This is a genomic window from Syntrophorhabdaceae bacterium (assembly GCA_035541755.1).
Lineage (GTDB): Bacteria > Desulfobacterota > Syntrophorhabdia > Syntrophorhabdales > Syntrophorhabdaceae > PNOF01.
Window position 1 is genome coordinate 1 of the sequence record DATKMQ010000090.1, and the last position, 17,480, is coordinate 17,480.

A 17,480-nucleotide genomic window follows, 5' to 3' on the forward strand; every position below is an offset into this window, starting at 1 on the left:
AGTGAAGACATCGTGAATCAGGTGAAGGCAGCCATCAAAAAATAGTACCCGCTGACTTCGAATCATGGGCCGGTTTCTACCTTGACCGGCCTTTTTTTTGACCTCAAACACCGCTTTTTCTAGAGATAAAAACGTCCAGAATTGTCACCCAAAACCTTAAGGCAGTGCGGAAAAGAAAGAAATCTATTTAAGTGCGTGTAGTTGTATGCCGATAACGTTCGCGTAGTGGTGTTGGTAGTGTAAAACATCAAATTCAAGAGGTTAGACGAAGGGAATGGCGTCACAACAAGGCTCGTATTGCACGAGCGACCACGATTCAATCATTCTGCCCGCGCACTGGACAGTGAGGCTTCTCGAAGTGGGAGAGTCCCTCAAAGATCTTACGGGCACCACGGAAGACGATTTCCTGGATATGGGCAGGCAGATGGCCGCCTCCTTTGATGAGGCCCGCAGAATTGTGAAGACCCTCTCTTCACTCGTGGAGCTCATGGCTGGCAATGAGATCACCGAGACCATCGAGGGATTGGAGAGGACAACACAAAGCGTGGGCCACGGTCTTGAGATCACCCAAACGGAATTCTCTCGGAAGCTGACCGCATTGCAGGATACGATGAGGGCTGTTGAGAACGTCCAGAAACCGCTCACGAGCTTCGCAAAGATTGTAAAACTACTCGTTATCCTCAGTATATCGATCAAGATAGAGAGCGCGCAATTGGGGAGCGATCAGGCCGGATTCTTAACCCTTGCCGATGATATTGAAAGACTTTCCGTTCAGATAAGCGAAAAGACCGCGGGTATCACATTGAACGCGCAGTCGCTGCGTGACACGGTTGGCCGGAACATGGCACACATTTCATCAATAGAGATAAGACAGAGAGAACACGGCCGGACCGTTCTTGACAAGGTCAACTCGGGCCTCGCCTTGTTGCGGAACAAGAATGAATCATCGAGACATGTCACGAGCATGATAAGCGGCCAATCGGAGGCGGTTGCAAAGCACATAGGGGAAATGGTTTCCTCTATGCAGTTCCACGATATCGTCCGACAGAAGGTGGAACACGTTGAAGAGGCCATATTAAGTTTCTCTCAAGAGATTAGCAAAGACCGCGGCGGTAACGACAAGGACCCTTCAGGCGTAGACGGAGACGATACCCGCCTGGTACATGAGGCGGCAGATATATGCGAACTCCAGACTGCCCAGCTCGAAGATTCGAAGAAACAAATCGTGGCAGCAATCGGCAATATTAAGGATAACCTCGTCCACATATCAGACAGCGTCAATGAGATAGCGAAAGAGGCAAAGAACCTTACCGGCGTGACGGATCAACTTTCCTCATCGTTCCTTACGGAGATCGAGGGACAGATCGGGCTTGCAGTGTCATCTCTCAGCGAGAGCTCGAAGGCGAGCCAGGATTTGTCTCAAGCGATGGACACTTTTCTTCAAACCGGGTCCGTTATGTCGGGCTTTGTGGATGACATTGAGTACATTAGCGATGAGATTCAGTTGATTGCACTCAATGCCCGGGTTAAGACAGCTCATGCGGGAAGCGCCGGAGCGCCTCTCGGCATTATTGCGGAGGCCATACAAAAGCTATCGTCGGACGCGACCCAACAGAAGATGATCATATCGGACGTATTGACCAACGTTATCTCGGCTACAGAACGGATACGTTCCTACACCGGAAACAATGAGAGCGATAGAGAGTCAGAAACAGTCATCGTGGCCGGTGAACTCAAGTCTCTTGCCGAAAGACTTCGAAGGGTGAACACGCAGATAGCATCCCTGCTCACAAACATCAGTGAGTCGAGCGAACACCTCTCCGGCAACATACTGCAGACGGTCTCGCATACAACCGTGCAAAAACGGTTTGAAGAAGTCCTCGCTTCCGCCATATCGAATTTAGATACGATTTCCAAGGAAGCGGCCCGGATCGCACCAGAGTGGGATGAGAAGAACCGGGAACAACGTTTGCGGCATTACGCGGGCAAGTACACGATGTTGAGCGAACGGGATATCCATAACCTTGTGACCGGGTTCAAGGAAGAAAAAGCAGGAGTTGAGACCGGCTATATGGGGTACAACGCACCGGTCGCCACGGGCCATACAGGACACAGCGACGAGGGGCTTGGAGATAATGTGGAACTATTCTGATAAGAGAGAGCGAGGAGGCAAAGATGGCACTGGTAACAACTGAAAAATCAGACGAGAAGGCAACGGTTACGATCAGCGGAGAGCTCGGCATACTCGACGGCAAGGAATTGCAACGCATCTTCTCAATCCTGCTCAAGGAATATCCGAGCGTGGCAGTATCTCTGGAAGGTGTTGCCGATGTGGATCTGAGCGCGCTCCAGTTCTTTTGCGCAGCCCACAAAACGGCCCTCGCTCTGAAAAAGCATCTTTCTTTTACCGGCCCGGTTCCCGATGTGTTCTTCAAGATGGCTGCTGATGCAGGGTATGACTGTCAGAAGGGGTGTGCACCCGATGGAGGCAGCACATGTCTATTGATAAAGGGAGAGAGAGATGAGCGTCAGGCGTGTAATGACCGTTGATGATTCGGGCAGCGTCAGGCAGATGGTGAGCTTCACCCTGAGGGATGCAGGATACGAGGTAGTTGAAGCGGTGGACGGGAAAGATGCGCTCTCAAAGCTGGCAGGTACCCAGGTTCACCTGGTGCTTACCGATCTCAACATGCCGAACCTCGACGGCATGGGGCTTATCAAGGAGATGAGGGCGAACCCTGCATATAAGTTTCTTCCCATAATAATGCTCACCACGGAATCACAGGATTCCAAAAAACAGGAATGTAAAGCCGCAGGGGCCACCGGCTGGATTGTGAAACCGTTCAAGCCGGAACAACTTTTGACCGTTGTAAGGAGGGTGCTCGGATGAATGATGCCCACAAAAAGGCGTATCGCGAAGAGGCTGATGAACAACTTGTAGAGCTCGAGGATTCGTTGCTCGAACTCGAACGTGTGCCGTCAGACAAAGAACTGGTGAACAGGGTCTTCAGAAGCTTGCACACGATCAAGGGGTCCGGGGCCATGTTCGGCTTTGATGAGATTGCCGTCTTCGCCCACGAAGTGGAAACGATCTTCGATCTTGTGAGAAAGGACAAATTCCCCGTCACCAAGGCGCTCATAGATCTTACCCTTAAGGCCCGTGATTGCCTGCGCATGATGCTCAAGGAAGAGACACGAGAGGACACCCTGATCAGCCGTGTTCGGTTGGCTTTTGAGGAACTGAATCCCGCTCATGGACCCGTTACTAGTGCCGCTGCAGAGGATAAGATAGAGACAACGTCAACCGTCCCCCCGGTGAGCGACGTTACGTACAGGATTCGCTTTGAGCCCAAGACGGATCTCTTTGCCGACGGGACAAATCCCATCGGCATTTTCCGCGAACTGGCGGGACTCGGCAGCTGTGCTGTGGTGGCTCACCTGGACCGCATACCGTTACTTGAGGACTACGAGCCCGAGCTCTGTTACCTCTACTGGGACATTGTCCTTACGACTGATGAGGGAGAGGATGCGATCAAAGATGCGTTTATCTTCGTCGAATCTCTCGCTGATATCACCATAAAGGTTGCCGACGAGGGGTACTCCGATACAGAGGCACCCAAGAAACTTGGCGAGATCCTGGTAGAACGGAACGATCTCAAGCGTGAAGAGTTGGACGATACGCTGAAAGGGCAGAAACGACTCGGCGAGATGCTCATAGACAGGGGTGTTGTGTCACCTGCGAAGATTCAGTCAGCCCTTGCCGAACAGGAACAGGTGAAGAAGAGGCAGGAAAAGCAGCACAAGGAGGAGGCCGTCTCCAGCATCAGGGTCTCTTCAGATAAGTTGGACAGGCTTATTGATCTCGTAGGTGAGCTTGTTACACTGCACGCCGGCCTGGACAGAAAAGCGAACGAAGAAGAGGACCCGGAACTCATGCTTATTTCCGAACAGGTCGAGCGTCTCACTGAGGAGTTGAGAAACAGCGCAATGAGCATGAGAATGCTCCCCATAGGGTCAACTTTCGGCAGGTTCAGAAGACTCGTGCGGGATCTGTCCGGTGATCTCGGCAAAGAGATTGAGCTTGTGACCGAGGGGGCGGAGACCGAACTCGACAAGACGGTCCTGGAGAGGTTGAATGATCCCCTGGTCCATCTCATACGAAACTCTATAGACCACGGCATCGAACCCCCTGACGTGCGCGAGCAGTCTCATAAGGAAAGAAAGGGAACTATACGCCTTTCCGCCACGCATTCCGGGGCCCACGTGATCATTAGAATTGAGGACGACGGCCGCGGTCTCATAAAAGACGCTATCCTTGAGAAGGCCGTGGAAAAGGGACTTGCCCAGCCCAATGCGGATCTTTCCGACAGGGAGATATACGATTTCATATTCCAGGCCGGGTTTTCAACGGCCAAACAGGTAAGCAATATCTCCGGCCGAGGCGTTGGAATGGACGTGGTGAAAAGGACCATAGATGGCTTGAAGGGCTCGATAGATATTCAAAGCGAGAATGGTGTGGGCACCACGGTGACAATAAAACTGCCGCTCACACTTGCCATTGTCGAAGGCCTTCTCGTGACTGTCACGGATCGATACTTCGTGCTTCCCCTCTCTGTAGTGGAAGAATGCATCGAACTGACGAGAGATGATGTACAGAAATCCCACGGCAAAAACCTTGCTTATATCAGAGGAGAGCTCGTCCCGTATATACGGCTGAGGAACGAATTCGGTATAAACGGTGATCTACCCGATATCGAGCAGATCGTCGTGACAGGTGCTAATGGAGAAAGGGTCGGACTTGTTGTAGACAACGTGATCGGGCAGCACCAGACGGTGATCAAGAATCTTGGCAAGATTTACAAGGACGCGAAAGGCGTGTCCGGAGCCACGATCCTGGGCGACGGATCCGTGGCCCTCATTGTCGATGTGCCGAAGGTGCTGCGTAACGCGGAGCTGGCCCAGGCCGTGTTCGGCTGAAATGTTTCTGAAGGGAATGGGAGAAACCAAAACCATGCGAGGGCGCACTGAAAAAAAGCGGTGCCCATTAAATAGAAGGGATTTAAAAATACACATAAGCGGAGGTTACCATGAAACGTTTTAAGGATTGGAGAATTGCCACGAAGATCATGAGCATATCCGTATTTACCATGCTCTTCGTCGTACTGGGAATGTTGTTCTATTTCATCCCGGTCCTCGAGAGCCATCTCATGAGTGAAAAAGAGAACGCCACGAAGAATGTGGTCGATGTGGCCTATACCCTGATCAGTTCTTATGAATCAAGGGTGAAATCGGGCGAATTGCGGTCCGATGAGGCGCAGAAAAGGGTCTATGCGAACATCAAGGGCTTAAGATATCAGGGAAACGAATACTTCGGTGTATCGGATCTCACCGGCAAGATGATCATTCACCCTATCAAGCCCGAACTCGAAGGCAAAGATATGATGAACGAGAAAGATGGGCGCGGCAAGGCTTTTTTCCAGGAATTTGTCAGGATAGCCAAGGAAAAGGGTGAAGGTTTTACCCAATACTACTGGCCCAAACCAAACGAGACAAAACCATCGCCAAAACTCACCTATGTGAAGCTTTTTCCCCAGTGGGGATGGATTGTCTTCAGCGGAATTTATGTTGACGATGTGAGCGCCGAAATAGCGAAAATCCGGACCCAGATCCTCATCGTGACCGTCGCCGTTGCGCTTCTTGTGCTTTTCATCGCCTACCTCGTCTCGCGGCTCATCACGCGGCCCCTCAACCAGGCTGTTCAAATATCGCGGGAGCTTTCGGAAGGCAACCTCACGATCAATATCGAGACGAACAGCGTGGACGAGGCCGGACAATTTCTGCAAGGTATGAAGAATATGGTCGAGCAACTGAAGACCATCGTCAATGATGTGCAGAGCGCTTCCGATAACGTCGCCGCAGGCAGTCAGCAAATGAGCAGCTCCGCCGAACAGATGGCGCAGGGGGCTTCTGAACAGGCATCTGCAGCCGAAGAGGTATCTTCATCCATGGAGCAGATGGTATCCAATATAGGACAGAATGCCGACAATGCACAGCAGACTGAGAAGATCGCCTTAAAGGCGGCCCAGGACGCAAAAGAGGGCGGCAAGGCGGTTGTGGAAACGGTGACCGCCATGAAAGATATTGCTACGAAGATCGTCATCATCGAGGAGATAACCCGCCAGACCAACCTGCTCGCGTTAAACGCCGCCATCGAGGCGGCCCGGGCAGGCGAGCACGGTAAGGGTTTTGCCGTTGTGGCAAGCGAAGTAAGAAAGCTGGCGGAGAGAAGCCAGAAAGCGGCGGCGGAAATAAGTAAACTTTCCAAATCCAGCGTGGACGTTGCGGAGAAAGCCGGCAGGATGCTTGACAAGATAGTACCTGACATTCAGAGAACAGCCGAGCTTGTCAGTGAAATCAATGCGGCCAGTAACGAGCAGAACGCAGGGGCCGATCAGATCAATAAGGCGATTCAGCAGCTCGATCAGGTCATCCAGGCAAACGCCTCGGCCACTGAGGAAATGGCCTCGACATCGGAAGAACTCTCTTCCCAATCGAGACAGTTGCAAGACGCCGTTGCGTTCTTCAAGACTGAGAGGAAGGACGGCCCGGCGAAGAATCTCCATGTCAACAAGCCTCAGGCCATGAAGACCGTGGCCCATGCGCGGGGAAAGAGTGCGGCTACGGTAGCGTCCGCGAAGAACCCGACAAAAGCAAAGGCATCGGGAGCAATTCTCGATCTCGGAGGCGCTCAAGATACGCTTGATGACGAATTTGAAAAGCTCTAACAGGGTGTTTAGCCGGAAACGGGCAGGAGAGACTGGCCTCGTTACTCAAAGCCGTCCCCATACCTGCCCGAAAAGGCGATAAAAAGGAGGTAGTCCAATGGCTCTATCATCTATAACCGATACACGTCAGTACCTCACTTTTGCGCTTGGGCAGGAGGTCTTCGCACTGGACGTTTCTCACGCAAGAGAGATACTGGAATATTCAACCGTTACTAAAGTACCTCAGACGCCTGACTTCATGAAGGGTATCATCAACCTACGGGGAAGTGTTGTGCCGGTAGTGGATATGCGGCTCAAACTCGGCCTTGTGGAAACGGAAAAAACGGTCGATACCTGCATTATTATCGTGGAAACAGATTTCGACGGGGAAGGCGCGATCATAGGGGCCCTCGTAGACTCCGTGAGAGAGGTCTTTGAACTGGAATCTCAGCACATAGAGGCCCCACCCAAGATGGGCACGAGCCTGAAGATGGAATTTATCAAGGGCATCGGCAAGCAGGACGAGAACTTCATCATTATCCTTGACACTGATAAAGTGTTTTCTGCCGAGGAGCTTGCCCTTATATGCGGCCAGGAAAGGGATGACCAAATAATGCGGACAGCAACCGGCTAAAACAAAAACGGCCGTGATGTTTTTGGTTCCCAGTGATATAGGGCAGTGTTATGAATAGAGGGCATTCCGCACAGAGGGCCGAGCGCGTCAAGAGTATCCTGCTCGTGGAAGACAGCCGACTGCAGGCCACTTCTCTTGCAGAAATCCTCATAAATGCAGGGTACGATGTACGGGTAGGCTACGACGGGGCCAAGGGTCTCGCCATGCTCGGCGAGTCCGCCTACGATCTCGTGATCAGCGATGTGTGGATGCCCAGAGTGAATGGTTACGAATTCTGTCGCAGACTGAAGAGTGACAAGGCGTTTAAGGACATTCCAGTCATTCTGCTTACCTCGATGTCCGATTTCGGAAACGTCGTGGAAGGACTCAACTCCGGCGCAGATTTCTATCTCACAAAACCATACAGTGAAACGCTGCTCCTTTCAATGGTGGGCCACATATTTTCCGGGGGGGATCATTATGAGGAGACAGGCAGCAAAATCTTTCTCGACGTATCCCCATCCAACGGGTCGGCATCCTCGCCACAAACATTCAATTTCCTCTTCTCCACTTATAAAAATCTTCTCTATCAGAACGAGAGCCTCGCGCAGACGAAACAGGAACTGAGGAAGCTCAACGATCAGCTTGAACACAGGGTGCAGGAGAAGACCGATTCTTTGCGCAAGGCCTTGAATGGAGTTGTCATGGCCCTGTCGAAAATAGTGGAAATCCGCGACCCGTACACGGCAGGCCATCAGTCCAGGGTCGCAGAGCTGGCAAGGGCAATAGGCAAAGAGATCGGGTTCTCCGAGGACAGGTGCGACGGTATCCGGACTATGGGTCTCCTCCATGACATCGGCAAGATCATCGTTCCTTCTGAAATTCTCTGTAAGCCGAGCAGGCTCACGGAGTACGAATTCGATTTCATTAAAGAGCATTCCCGGGCAGGATACGAAATATTGGAGGGAATTGAATTTCCCTGGCCTCTGGCAACCGCCATTATTCAGCACCACGAGCGGCTCAATGGATCGGGTTATCCGTCAGGCCTTTTGGGCGAAGATATCCTTGAAGAAGCCAAAATTCTTGCCGTGGCCGATGTGATCGAATCAATGGCTTCTCATCGACCCTACCGTCCCGCTCTCGGCATCGACCTTGCGCTTCAGGAGATCTCGGTCAGAAGGGGCACCTTGTACGACCCGGGAATCGTCGGCGCGACACTCAAACTTTTCAAACAGAAGGCCTTTTCTTTCGGATAAGATGGCCGGTCCGTGGCCCGACTGCGTGAGAGACGCGTGCTGCTGCAGTGGCATGGTCTTGAGATCACACGCGGTCTTCACGTGAAGCCTGCCTTTCATATAGGCCGCTGCGAACTTTTCATGGAAAACCACTAAAGAATATTCTTACCAAGCCGATAAACTTGGAATTGCATCACAATCTATCTGAGGAGGCTCATATGAGAAGAGTAGTTGCTGGAGTGGCGATGGTCTGTATGCTTGTATTTGGTGTGGTGGGTTTTTCCGTTTCGAAGGATAGTGCGACGGATGCGGAAGGCCTTGTAAAAAAGGCGATTGCCGCTTATAAGGGGCAAGGGAAGGAGAAAGCCTTCGCGGAGATTGACGATCCCAACGGCAGATTCAAGAAAGGCGATCTCTACGTTTTTGTGTACGATATGGCTGGCACAGCGGTGGCGCGTCCAGTGACTAAGGGATTAATAGGAAAAAATATCATTGAATCCAAAGACCCGGACGGCAAATTCTATGTGAAGGAGAGGATCGACCTGGTAAAGACCAAGGGCAAGGGGTGGCAGGATTATAAGTTTCTCAACCCAACTACGAACAAGTATGAAGACAAAACTGCATATGTCGAGGGGTACGACGGCTACGTATTCGGTTGCGGCATATATAAATAGGGTGCTCGGCCGCTTTGTGCTTGCCGGCTCGAGAGGAAGGTGCGGGAAGTAACGGTGGGGAGGCTTATCAAGATTCTGGCGCCTCCGAGCCTTGCCCACCCCCTTCCTGCGACCGGCCCTTTTCACCGGCCGGATGAGCGGACCTTTGGGCTGACGCGTCGCGCATCCCCAAGAGCTCACGACGCACCATGTGTATGTGTTCTTTGAGGATAAAGAGTTCATCATAAAAGGCGATGGATACACGAATTTTGCTCACAGTCGCCTCAACTTCGTCTAATTTCCTGATGAGATCAGTGATCTTCTCCGGTTCTGTCTGCGCCACGGACCCTCTTTCTATACGCCTCAGTTCGCGGTACCAGCGATAATACTTGGACCGGTTTCGCCAGGTGTATATCCACGGCGTAATTCCCAATAGCGGGATGAGCACCACGCCGAGAGGAATGAGTATAAGCAGCATACGGTCGATGAATGTGGCGGCCCAGAAGGGAAGATAATCATAGAGAAAGGAGCCACCCGACTTGTAGAATCGTCGCGCCTGTTCGCTAATGGCAAAGTCCTGTTTATTCAGTGCAGGGAACTCCCCGGCCTTGTGCACCCATCCGGCTCCGCTATGAATCTCTACGGAAGCCTTGAGCAAGAGATAGACGAGTGCCGGGTGCAAGTCCTTGCGCACAATGAGGTCAACCCTGGGGGAAAGCAGGTGGATATCCGAGGCGGGAAATCTTTTTGAAGGGTTGAGAATCCCTCTTGGTAAAATTACATGGGCCAAATCTGGAAACAGCCTGGTATATGTTTCGGCCTGGACGAAGTTCATCAGCTTTACACCCCGGGTGTTAAGCAGGCTCACCACGTACTGGTTGTCGGCGGCGCCGAAGGCCATCACAGCGTCCACCTTTCCTTCCCGTATAGCCTTCACATTGGATGAGTACGGAAACTCGTACAGTACCGTTTTAGGACCCGAAGCGTTGGCAGCCTTCAGCAAATCGAGGGCGAATTTTCGCACGCCGCTCCCTTCCGGCCCGATGGCGATTCTTTTCCCACTAAGTTGCGAAAGGTCATCGAGAACTTCACTACCCCGGTAAAATACCCACAATGGTGTGTAGGTGAGATTCCCAAGAGAGACAAGATCGGATGTGTCCTCGCTTTTGGCTATGCCTCCCTGTATGAAACCTGCGTCAACATGCTGGGACTTGTCCTGTAAGAGCCTTAGGTTCTCCACAGCCCCTGAGGATAGACGCAATCCGAGTCGGATATTATCCCGGGCCAATATCTGCCGGTAGCGCTCACCGAAATAGGTGAATGCGCCGCCCTGCATACCGGTAGCCATGGTGAGCGACTTGGGCGGGAACGGTCTCACGTAGTGATAGCTCACCCAGAACAAAAAGACTAGAATCGCGAGGATCGAGAGAAAGACGCCCGACAGGACCTTTGAGGGCACTTCCCTGACTTTGTTACGACCCATGGTCTATCTCTTTCAAGCGGTGTGGATAAAGCCATTGCATCAGATTATTACCTGCTGATATTCAGCCACAATCTCAATATACTATAATGCGTGTTGCAGTACATACCAAGGGAGCGGCCCCGAGCTTCCTCAAGGGAAGCCCGATGATATATACTTCTTGCGTCCGTCATTCCATGAGCTTCGCTTCCAGAATCTTGTCAGCGTCGAAATCTTCGAGGCCCATATAGTAAGCTGCCGAATCCACAAGAGCGTTGAGGGGAACGAGGCCCACGATTTCACTGCCGAGAACGCCCACTCCATACCGTCTGGCCTCTGTACGCACAAGCTCGAGGGCCTGATAGAGGGGTGTTTGGGTGTAATCCGTCATGTTCATGGAGACCTGGGCAACATTCCTTTGTTTGAGGGCGATGCCGATGGCCTTACAGTATTTCAACCCTCCGCTCGAATAGCGCACCGTTCGCGCGATACGCCGTGCTATTTCAATGTCATTGGTGTCGAGATTGACATTAAACGCGATGAGCGGCATACGAGCGCCCACGGCCACGACGCCTGCGGTCGGATGCATTTCTCTCTCTCCAAAATCGGGCTTCCACTCGTCGGCCATGAGCTTCTCCGCCATACCCTCGAACTGACCTTTTCGTACATGAGCCAGATCTTTACGGTCGGGCGTCGATGCTGACTCTTCATAGAGAAAGACAGGAAGGCGGTATTTCGCCCAGATAGTCTTAGCTACTTCCTTTGAGAGGGCTATTGCATCTTCCATGGTCACATTTCGTACGGGAATAAAGGGGATAACATCCACCGCGCCCATGCGCGGATGCTCTCCGCGATGGGTTCGCATATCGATGAGCTGAATCGCAACGCCGACGGCTTCAACCACTGCATGTTTCAGGGCGTGAGGTTCGCCTACGGCGGTCACGACCATCCGGTTATGGTCTACGTCTCTGTGAAGGTCGAGGAGTTTTACACCATCCCTATCTTTAAAGCATGCCAGGATTTGTGCGATGGTAGCATCGCTTCTTCCTTCGCTGAAGTTGGGCACAGTTTCCATGATTTTGTTCATTCATAACACCTCGGTGTCGTTCTATTCCGTTTCTCAATTGTACCTCTTTGAAAAGCTGGAATCCACGATTATCTTGTCTCACACCTATTGGCTTTTCACCGTCTTCGAGATGTGTTATAACCTAAAGGCATGGCAAGGAAGAGAGGACTATACCTGAAGGTGGGCGACCGCGTGTACCACAAGCGGTTCATGCGGTGGGGCATGGGCGTCGTAGTGGAGGAACGCGCATCGGAACTCCCGGGGGGATTTTGTTATGTTCGTGTCAATTTTCAGGATGGGAAACTCAGGGTATTTGACAACAATCTGTCGAGCGACTGCTGCTGTTACTATGCAGGCATCGAGAAGTTCGACGGGGAGACGAAATACATAGACATAGACGAAATTGGCTTGGAGGCCTCCTCTCGCAGAAGGCACAAAGCCCTCTCGAGGGGCAAGGATTGATTGACTGACAGGGCGAATCGAGTAAATCATGAGGAAAGGAGTCGTATGGACGTGGAGTTGACCAAATACGTTCAGGGAGGGGGTTGAGCTTCCAAGATAGGTCCGGGTGATCTATCTGAGATACTCTGTGGTATCGACATACCCGTAGATGAGAACGTGATCGTGGGAATAGAAGGTTTTGAAGATGCCGGCGTCTACCGGATTACGGACGATCTTGCCCTGGTCCAGACGGTCGATTTTTTTACTCCCATAGTCGATGATCCTTACTGGTTCGGCCAGATTGCGGCAGCCAACTCACTGAGTGATATTTACGCCATGGGCGCCGTGCCCAGGACAGCGATGAACATCGTCTGCTTTTCGCCAAAGCGGTTCGACATCAAGATTTTGAAGGAGATCATTCGGGGCGGAGCGGATAAAATCCGCGAAGCCGGCGTGAGCCTTCTCGGAGGCCACAGTGTTGACGACGCCGAGATAAAATACGGACTTGCGGTGACAGGGCTCGTGCATCCCGACAAGGTCGTGTTCAACTCAGGTGCTCTGCCGGGGGACCTTCTTATTATGACCAAGCCGCTCGGTATCGGGATTTTGAATACGGCCATCAAGGGAAAGTTGCTCGACGAGGCCTCCATCAAAAAGCTCATTGAGGTGATGGCAGAGCTTAACAGAGGCGCTTCGGAAGTCATGCTCTCCGTCAGAACTCATGCAGCTACTGACGTAACGGGGTTCGGCCTTGCAGGCCACCTGAAAGAGATGATCAAGGAGAACGTAGGCGTGGAGGTCCATAAAGAGAGACTTCCTTATTTCAATGAGGCCCCTGAATTAGCCGCGTCAGGCATCGTGCCCGGAGGGTTGTACAGAAATAGAGATTTCTATCGGGAACACATCATGGCTGCAGAAGAGGACTTCTTTTACGATATCATATTTGACCCTCAGACGTCGGGAGGCCTTCTCATCGCCATCGATGCAACAGACGAAGCCCGATTCGCAGAAAAGGCTCGCCAATTGAGTGTGGATTACTGGGTCATCGGGAAGTTTGTGAAGGAACCGAAAGGCAAAATAGCGGTTATCTGAAAAGATTATGTGCACGACAGACGGTCCTAAGAAGGAACCGCTGTGAGGCACGATAAGAACGCATGAGGACAGTTCTTTTGTGGCAAGCAAAAAGGAAAGACGCCTTCGGTCGCTGAGGAAACGGTCAGGGGAGATAAGGAAGAATGAAAGGAATCGTGATCTATTTTTCTCTCACGGGAAACACCATGAAGATCGCCAGGGCAATTCATCTGGGCATGAAGTCCGTGATAGGGCATGCCCACCTGGCAAAACTCAAGGATGTGGATGTACAGTCGCTTACCGACTATGACGTGATCGGTTTAGGTGCGCCCGTGTGGGGCGGGGTGCCTCCCAACGTAATGCGGCTCGTCCACGACCTACCCCGACTCTCGGGCAAACACGCCTTCGTCTTTTGTACTCACGGGGTACTGCCGGAGCGTTTCTTTCCGCCGCTTTTCAAACAGTTGACCAAAAAAGGACTGACGGTGATCGGGATTCGCGACTGGTACGGAAGCGTGAACAGGCCGGCCTTGCCAACACCCTACCTTACGGACGGACATCCCGATGAGATAGACCTCGAGGAAGCGGAAGGCTTTGGGGCAGAGATGGCCGAACTGAGCCAAAAGCTTGAGGCCGGCGAGACCGTCATTATGCCCACCTTCCCCAAGATGCAGATGACGCCGCCCAACAAGCTTCCCAGGCCGCTGCCCGAGCGCGATGCAAGTAAGTGTCGCTACCCTGCATGTCGAACCTGCATGGATCATTGTCCGGTGGGCGGCATCGACCTGACTTCGACTCCGCCGGTGTTCGCAAAAGGTTGCAGTATCTGTTATTTTTGCGAAATGATATGTCCGGAAGGCGCCATACAAGTGGATTATGAACTGCGTGCCAATGCGTCAATTCCGCGAATCAAAGACCTGTTCCTAAAGCATCTCGCTCAGGCCGAGGCCGAGGGACGCTTCAGGAGACTTGTGCCCCTCGAAAAGGTGGGCTGGGACACGCCCTATTACAAGGTGCACAACAAGCATCCCCGTTTTGTTGTCCCTGAAGAAGACCCTTTATAGCGCTCGCGCCCTCATGTCTTAATCCGCTGGGACCAAACGTTTCTTGACATGGTCGCCAAGAGGACTGACAATAGTGGTATAGGAGGATTAACCCATGGCTTACGATTTGTACGCGTTACAAAACAACGTGGATACGCTTACCGGTCAAGGCAAATATCGGGAAGCCATTGAGCTACTCAAGAGAGAATCCGAATCGGTCCGCGATGACAATGTGGTTCGGGGCGCCATACTCAACGAATTGGGGGGTCTCTGTCGGGCGGTGGGTTTTTATGCGGAATCCGAAGCCGCCTTCCAACAAGCAATGGAAATTCTGAGCCGGTCCCCGGGAAAGGATGACCCTGACTACGCGACGACCATCAATAATCTTGCCGGAACCTATCGTCTTATGGGCCAATACGCCAAGGCTGAATCTCTTTTTACCGAAGCTGCTGATATCTATGCCCGAACCCTGGGGAAGAAGCATTTCCTGTACGCGAGCGCCCTCAACAATCTTGGCCTTTTGTATCAGGACATGAAGGCGTTCGAAAAGGCTCTGACTCTTCACAAAGAGGCCCTTGATATCGTCCGAGAGGATAAAGATAACCCCATTGCATATGCGACCACGCTTAACAATCTCGCCGGGCCGTACCGGGCTACAAGTCGAAACGACGAGGCGCGTGAGGTGGCGCAGGAAGCCCTCGAGATTTACCGGAGGATTCTCGGGGAAGAGCACCCGCTTTATGCCTCGGGACTTAACAATCTTGCATCACTCTATTCGGTAATGGGCAATTACGAGAAGGCAGAGCCGCTCTACGTGCAGGCCTTAAGGATTTGCCGCAGGATATTCGGAAATGACCACCCCGATTCGCGGGCCGCGGCCAACAATCTCATCCTCATGTACGAGAAGATGGGTAACCATGAGAAGGCCGGGCAACTACGCTCTGAGATAAAAGAGACGGATGGGACCCAGGCGAAAGTTTAAACCTGCCCCCGAGGTGAACAAAGACTCATTATGGTAAAAGGGCTGACCTTATCGGAGCAATATTTCTCCCAGGTCTGTGCACCCATGATAGAGGCAAAGTTTAAAGCCTTTGAGGAGAAGATAGCGGCAGGACTCGTAGGCGACGGTTCAGAGTGTTTCGGATTCGATGATGAGATATCGCGAGACCACGACTTTGGCCCCTCCTTCTGCCTATGGCTCACCCAAGAAGATTACGAAAAAATCGGTGCACGCCTGCAGGCCGAGGTTGAGACGCTTCCGCGAGAGTTCGGCGGCGTGCCGGCAAGACAGGAAAGCGCCTTTGGAGGCGGCAGGACCGGAGTGTTTGAGATAGGGCGGTTTTACAAACGATTTATCGGTGTGGACCATGTGCCGGACTCCCTTCAACAATGGCGGGCCATACCCGAAGAAAACCTGGCCGCCGCAACAAACGGCAAGGTTTTCCGGGACCCGCTCGGCGAGTTCACGGCTTTCAGGGAGCGCTTAAAAGGGTTTTATCCCGAAGATGTGAGACTAAAAAGAATCGCCTCCCGTTGTATGACGATCGCTCAATCAGGTCAGTACAATTATGCGCGGTGTATAAGACGGAAGGAATTCGTGGCTGCCCTGTCGGCGGAGGCGATCTTTATCAACGATACGATCTCTATGGTCTTTCTTCTCAACAAAGAGTATAAGCCTTTCTACAAATGGATGCACAGGGCCCTGAAAAGCCTGCCTATCCTGGGAGAGGCCGTCTATACACTCCTTACAGATCTTGTCACGATAGACGGGCGTGAGTCAGGCGAAGCCCAATACGAGAAGAAAAGCGCTTGCATGGAAGGTCTCGTCCGACTGATTACAGAGGAGTTGAAAAATCAGGGCCTAAGCGATTCCCCGAGCGACTTTCTTCTTAATCACGGCCCTTTGGTTCAGGCGAAGATAGAGGACACCATGCTGCGCCAGATGGATGTCTGGACGGAGTAACAGACGATGACCAGGGAAGAGATTATCGCGAGCATCATAGCTATCGAGTGGGACATGTTTCAGGCCGTCCCTAACATAGGAGGAGCTGCCCCCTGTCAGGATGAGCGACAGACCTTTGAGATCATGCGGCTAAGCCAGGCGGCGAGCTGGTCTCAAGCAGCCCTTAGGAGCTATCTTCATGACCTGACCCAGGCGCAAAGACAGGACAGGAATCTCATGACTGAGAAGTATGCCCGGATGATGAAATCAACCTCGCCTCAAGAATATGCTCGTATAGACCATCTCATCCCCGCTACGAGCCCGAGCGCTCTGTTACTGATAGAGAAGATTTCCGCAATCATTCTCGACTGGGAAGGAGAGCTCGCGAAAAAGTATCCCCGACTTCTTGAGCGGGGCAGGCCGCTCAGAAGCTCACACGACTCGCATCTGGTGACGTCTCTTGAAACTTACTTAAAGAGCGAGCTTGCCACCTATTCGCTTAAGACACTTGAATTGTATTATGAACACCTCGCAGAAGAACAATCAAAACATATAAACGGGTCGGAGATAACCCTTGCCCTGACCGTGAAACAGTACGGGTTCCAGTCTCTGGAAGAGGCAAATAGAAAACTTGAGGCCTAGCTTAAGAAACTTGGAACCAGATCATCGCCCTGCCATTGCGTGTCCTCAAAACAATCAGGAACCACCGAGCCAAAAGATGAGTCCGAGGTAATACTTGACTTTTTTCATACGATCTATGTTGAATATGGTATATATGTATATAATTATCTCCAGCGATCATATAAGACGTTAGACCCTAATCGCCCACGGAGAAATGGCTGATAGATAACTGATAGATAATGAGAGGAGAAAAGGAGAAAAAGAGATGGAGGGAAACGAAGCACATATACCCTACTATGTGCAGGTTGCCGAAACCCTGAGAAGACGGATCATGACGGATGATTACACGGAGGGCGGTCTTATTCCGCCTGTACCCGAACTGGAAAAGGAGTTTGGCGTAAGTAATATTACCATCAGAAAGGCCCTTGAAATGCTCACCCAGGACGGATTGCTGCGTCGCAAAAGGGGCATTGGGACGATCGTGCAGAAATACGAACAGGACCTGGTTGTCTTCGAACTTACCGGCGATTTCAAACGTCTTGTCAGGTCGGTTGAGGACCTGCCCGTTGAAC

The 17,480-nt window shown here is 52.0% G+C and carries 17 protein-coding genes; 15 read left to right on the forward strand and 2 right to left on the reverse strand.

The window, feature by feature from the left end; all coding sequences use genetic code 11:
- Positions 1–274: 274 nt before the first annotated feature.
- From VMT62_08635 to VMT62_08670, 8 genes are all read left to right on the forward strand, one after another.
- Complete coding sequence (locus tag VMT62_08635; protein HVN96480.1) at positions 275–2,152, forward strand: methyl-accepting chemotaxis protein; 1,878 nt, start codon at positions 275–277, stop codon at positions 2,150–2,152.
- A gap of 23 nt (positions 2,153–2,175) precedes the next feature.
- Positions 2,176–2,550, forward strand: a complete 375-nt coding sequence (locus VMT62_08640; protein HVN96481.1) for an STAS domain-containing protein — start codon at positions 2,176–2,178, stop codon at positions 2,548–2,550.
- On the forward strand, positions 2,522–2,890 hold the full coding sequence (locus VMT62_08645) for a response regulator (GenBank protein ID HVN96482.1): 369 nt from the start codon (positions 2,522–2,524) through the stop codon (positions 2,888–2,890). Before VMT62_08640 ends, VMT62_08645 begins: the two co-directional genes overlap by 29 nt.
- Complete coding sequence (locus VMT62_08650; protein ID HVN96483.1) at positions 2,887–4,977, forward strand: chemotaxis protein CheA; 2,091 nt, start codon at positions 2,887–2,889, stop codon at positions 4,975–4,977. The genes VMT62_08645 and VMT62_08650 overlap by 4 nt, the downstream gene beginning before the upstream one ends.
- A gap of 110 nt (positions 4,978–5,087) precedes the next feature.
- Positions 5,088–6,785, forward strand: a complete 1,698-nt coding sequence (locus VMT62_08655) for a methyl-accepting chemotaxis protein (GenBank protein HVN96484.1) — start codon at positions 5,088–5,090, stop codon at positions 6,783–6,785.
- A gap of 97 nt (positions 6,786–6,882) precedes the next feature.
- Entirely contained in the window at positions 6,883–7,398 is a 516-nt protein-coding gene (locus VMT62_08660) for a chemotaxis protein CheW (GenBank protein ID HVN96485.1), read from the forward strand.
- 50 nt (positions 7,399–7,448) lie between these two features.
- On the forward strand, positions 7,449–8,633 hold the full coding sequence (locus VMT62_08665) for an HD domain-containing phosphohydrolase (protein ID HVN96486.1): 1,185 nt from the start codon (positions 7,449–7,451) through the stop codon (positions 8,631–8,633).
- A 197-nt stretch (positions 8,634–8,830) separates the two neighbouring features.
- A complete protein-coding gene (locus VMT62_08670; GenBank protein ID HVN96487.1) occupies positions 8,831–9,286 on the forward strand; it encodes a cache domain-containing protein in 456 nt (151 codons plus the stop codon).
- A 67-nt stretch (positions 9,287–9,353) separates the two neighbouring features.
- On the opposite strand, the gene VMT62_08675 is transcribed toward VMT62_08670, so the two are convergent.
- Both VMT62_08675 and ftcD read right to left on the reverse strand, forming a co-directional pair.
- Positions 9,354–10,748, reverse strand: coding sequence for a TAXI family TRAP transporter solute-binding subunit (locus tag VMT62_08675; GenBank protein HVN96488.1), 1,395 nt, complete (start codon positions 10,746–10,748; stop codon positions 9,354–9,356).
- A gap of 166 nt (positions 10,749–10,914) precedes the next feature.
- Positions 10,915–11,811: a glutamate formimidoyltransferase gene (gene ftcD, locus VMT62_08680; GenBank protein HVN96489.1), complete on the reverse strand. Its 897-nt coding sequence runs from the start codon at positions 11,809–11,811 to the stop codon at positions 10,915–10,917.
- 129 nt (positions 11,812–11,940) lie between these two features.
- Between ftcD and VMT62_08685 the strand changes: the two genes are divergently transcribed.
- The 7 genes from VMT62_08685 to VMT62_08715 all read left to right on the forward strand — a co-directional run.
- A complete protein-coding gene (locus tag VMT62_08685; protein ID HVN96490.1) occupies positions 11,941–12,252 on the forward strand; it encodes a hypothetical protein in 312 nt (103 codons plus the stop codon).
- Positions 12,253–12,297: 45 nt separating this feature from the next.
- Entirely contained in the window at positions 12,298–13,323 is a 1,026-nt protein-coding gene (gene selD, locus VMT62_08690; GenBank protein HVN96491.1) for a selenide, water dikinase SelD, read from the forward strand.
- A 143-nt stretch (positions 13,324–13,466) separates the two neighbouring features.
- Complete coding sequence (locus VMT62_08695) at positions 13,467–14,366, forward strand: flavodoxin family protein (protein HVN96492.1); 900 nt, start codon at positions 13,467–13,469, stop codon at positions 14,364–14,366.
- A 94-nt stretch (positions 14,367–14,460) separates the two neighbouring features.
- Entirely contained in the window at positions 14,461–15,327 is an 867-nt protein-coding gene (locus VMT62_08700; GenBank protein ID HVN96493.1) for a tetratricopeptide repeat protein, read from the forward strand.
- Between the two features lie 30 nt (positions 15,328–15,357).
- On the forward strand, positions 15,358–16,308 hold the full coding sequence (locus tag VMT62_08705; GenBank protein ID HVN96494.1) for a DUF4037 domain-containing protein: 951 nt from the start codon (positions 15,358–15,360) through the stop codon (positions 16,306–16,308).
- 6 nt (positions 16,309–16,314) lie between these two features.
- Positions 16,315–16,929, forward strand: coding sequence for a DUF4125 family protein (locus VMT62_08710; protein HVN96495.1), 615 nt, complete (start codon positions 16,315–16,317; stop codon positions 16,927–16,929).
- A 244-nt stretch (positions 16,930–17,173) separates the two neighbouring features.
- Positions 17,174–17,480: GntR family transcriptional regulator (locus tag VMT62_08715; protein HVN96496.1), on the forward strand; the 307-nt coding region annotated here is incomplete at its 3' end.

What these genes read in the sequence shown, in the direction of transcription:
- VMT62_08635 (HVN96480.1), top strand. Translation starts at nt 275, where the DNA reads ATGGCGTCACAACAAGGCTCGTATTGCACGAGCGACCACGATTCAATC.
- VMT62_08640 (HVN96481.1), top strand. Translation starts at nt 2,176, where the DNA reads ATGGCACTGGTAACAACTGAAAAATCAGACGAGAAGGCAACGGTTACG.
- VMT62_08645 (HVN96482.1), top strand. Translation starts at nt 2,522, where the DNA reads ATGAGCGTCAGGCGTGTAATGACCGTTGATGATTCGGGCAGCGTCAGG.
- VMT62_08650 (HVN96483.1), top strand. Translation starts at nt 2,887, where the DNA reads ATGAATGATGCCCACAAAAAGGCGTATCGCGAAGAGGCTGATGAACAA.
- VMT62_08655 (HVN96484.1), top strand. Translation starts at nt 5,088, where the DNA reads ATGAAACGTTTTAAGGATTGGAGAATTGCCACGAAGATCATGAGCATA.
- VMT62_08660 (HVN96485.1), top strand. Translation starts at nt 6,883, where the DNA reads ATGGCTCTATCATCTATAACCGATACACGTCAGTACCTCACTTTTGCG.
- VMT62_08665 (HVN96486.1), top strand. Translation starts at nt 7,449, where the DNA reads ATGAATAGAGGGCATTCCGCACAGAGGGCCGAGCGCGTCAAGAGTATC.
- VMT62_08670 (HVN96487.1), top strand. Translation starts at nt 8,831, where the DNA reads ATGAGAAGAGTAGTTGCTGGAGTGGCGATGGTCTGTATGCTTGTATTT.
- VMT62_08675 (HVN96488.1), bottom strand. Translation starts at nt 10,748, where the DNA reads ATGGGTCGTAACAAAGTCAGGGAAGTGCCCTCAAAGGTCCTGTCGGGC.
- ftcD (HVN96489.1), bottom strand. Translation starts at nt 11,811, where the DNA reads ATGAACAAAATCATGGAAACTGTGCCCAACTTCAGCGAAGGAAGAAGC.
- VMT62_08685 (HVN96490.1), top strand. Translation starts at nt 11,941, where the DNA reads ATGGCAAGGAAGAGAGGACTATACCTGAAGGTGGGCGACCGCGTGTAC.
- VMT62_08695 (HVN96492.1), top strand. Translation starts at nt 13,467, where the DNA reads ATGAAAGGAATCGTGATCTATTTTTCTCTCACGGGAAACACCATGAAG.
- VMT62_08700 (HVN96493.1), top strand. Translation starts at nt 14,461, where the DNA reads ATGGCTTACGATTTGTACGCGTTACAAAACAACGTGGATACGCTTACC.
- VMT62_08705 (HVN96494.1), top strand. Translation starts at nt 15,358, where the DNA reads ATGGTAAAAGGGCTGACCTTATCGGAGCAATATTTCTCCCAGGTCTGT.
- VMT62_08710 (HVN96495.1), top strand. Translation starts at nt 16,315, where the DNA reads ATGACCAGGGAAGAGATTATCGCGAGCATCATAGCTATCGAGTGGGAC.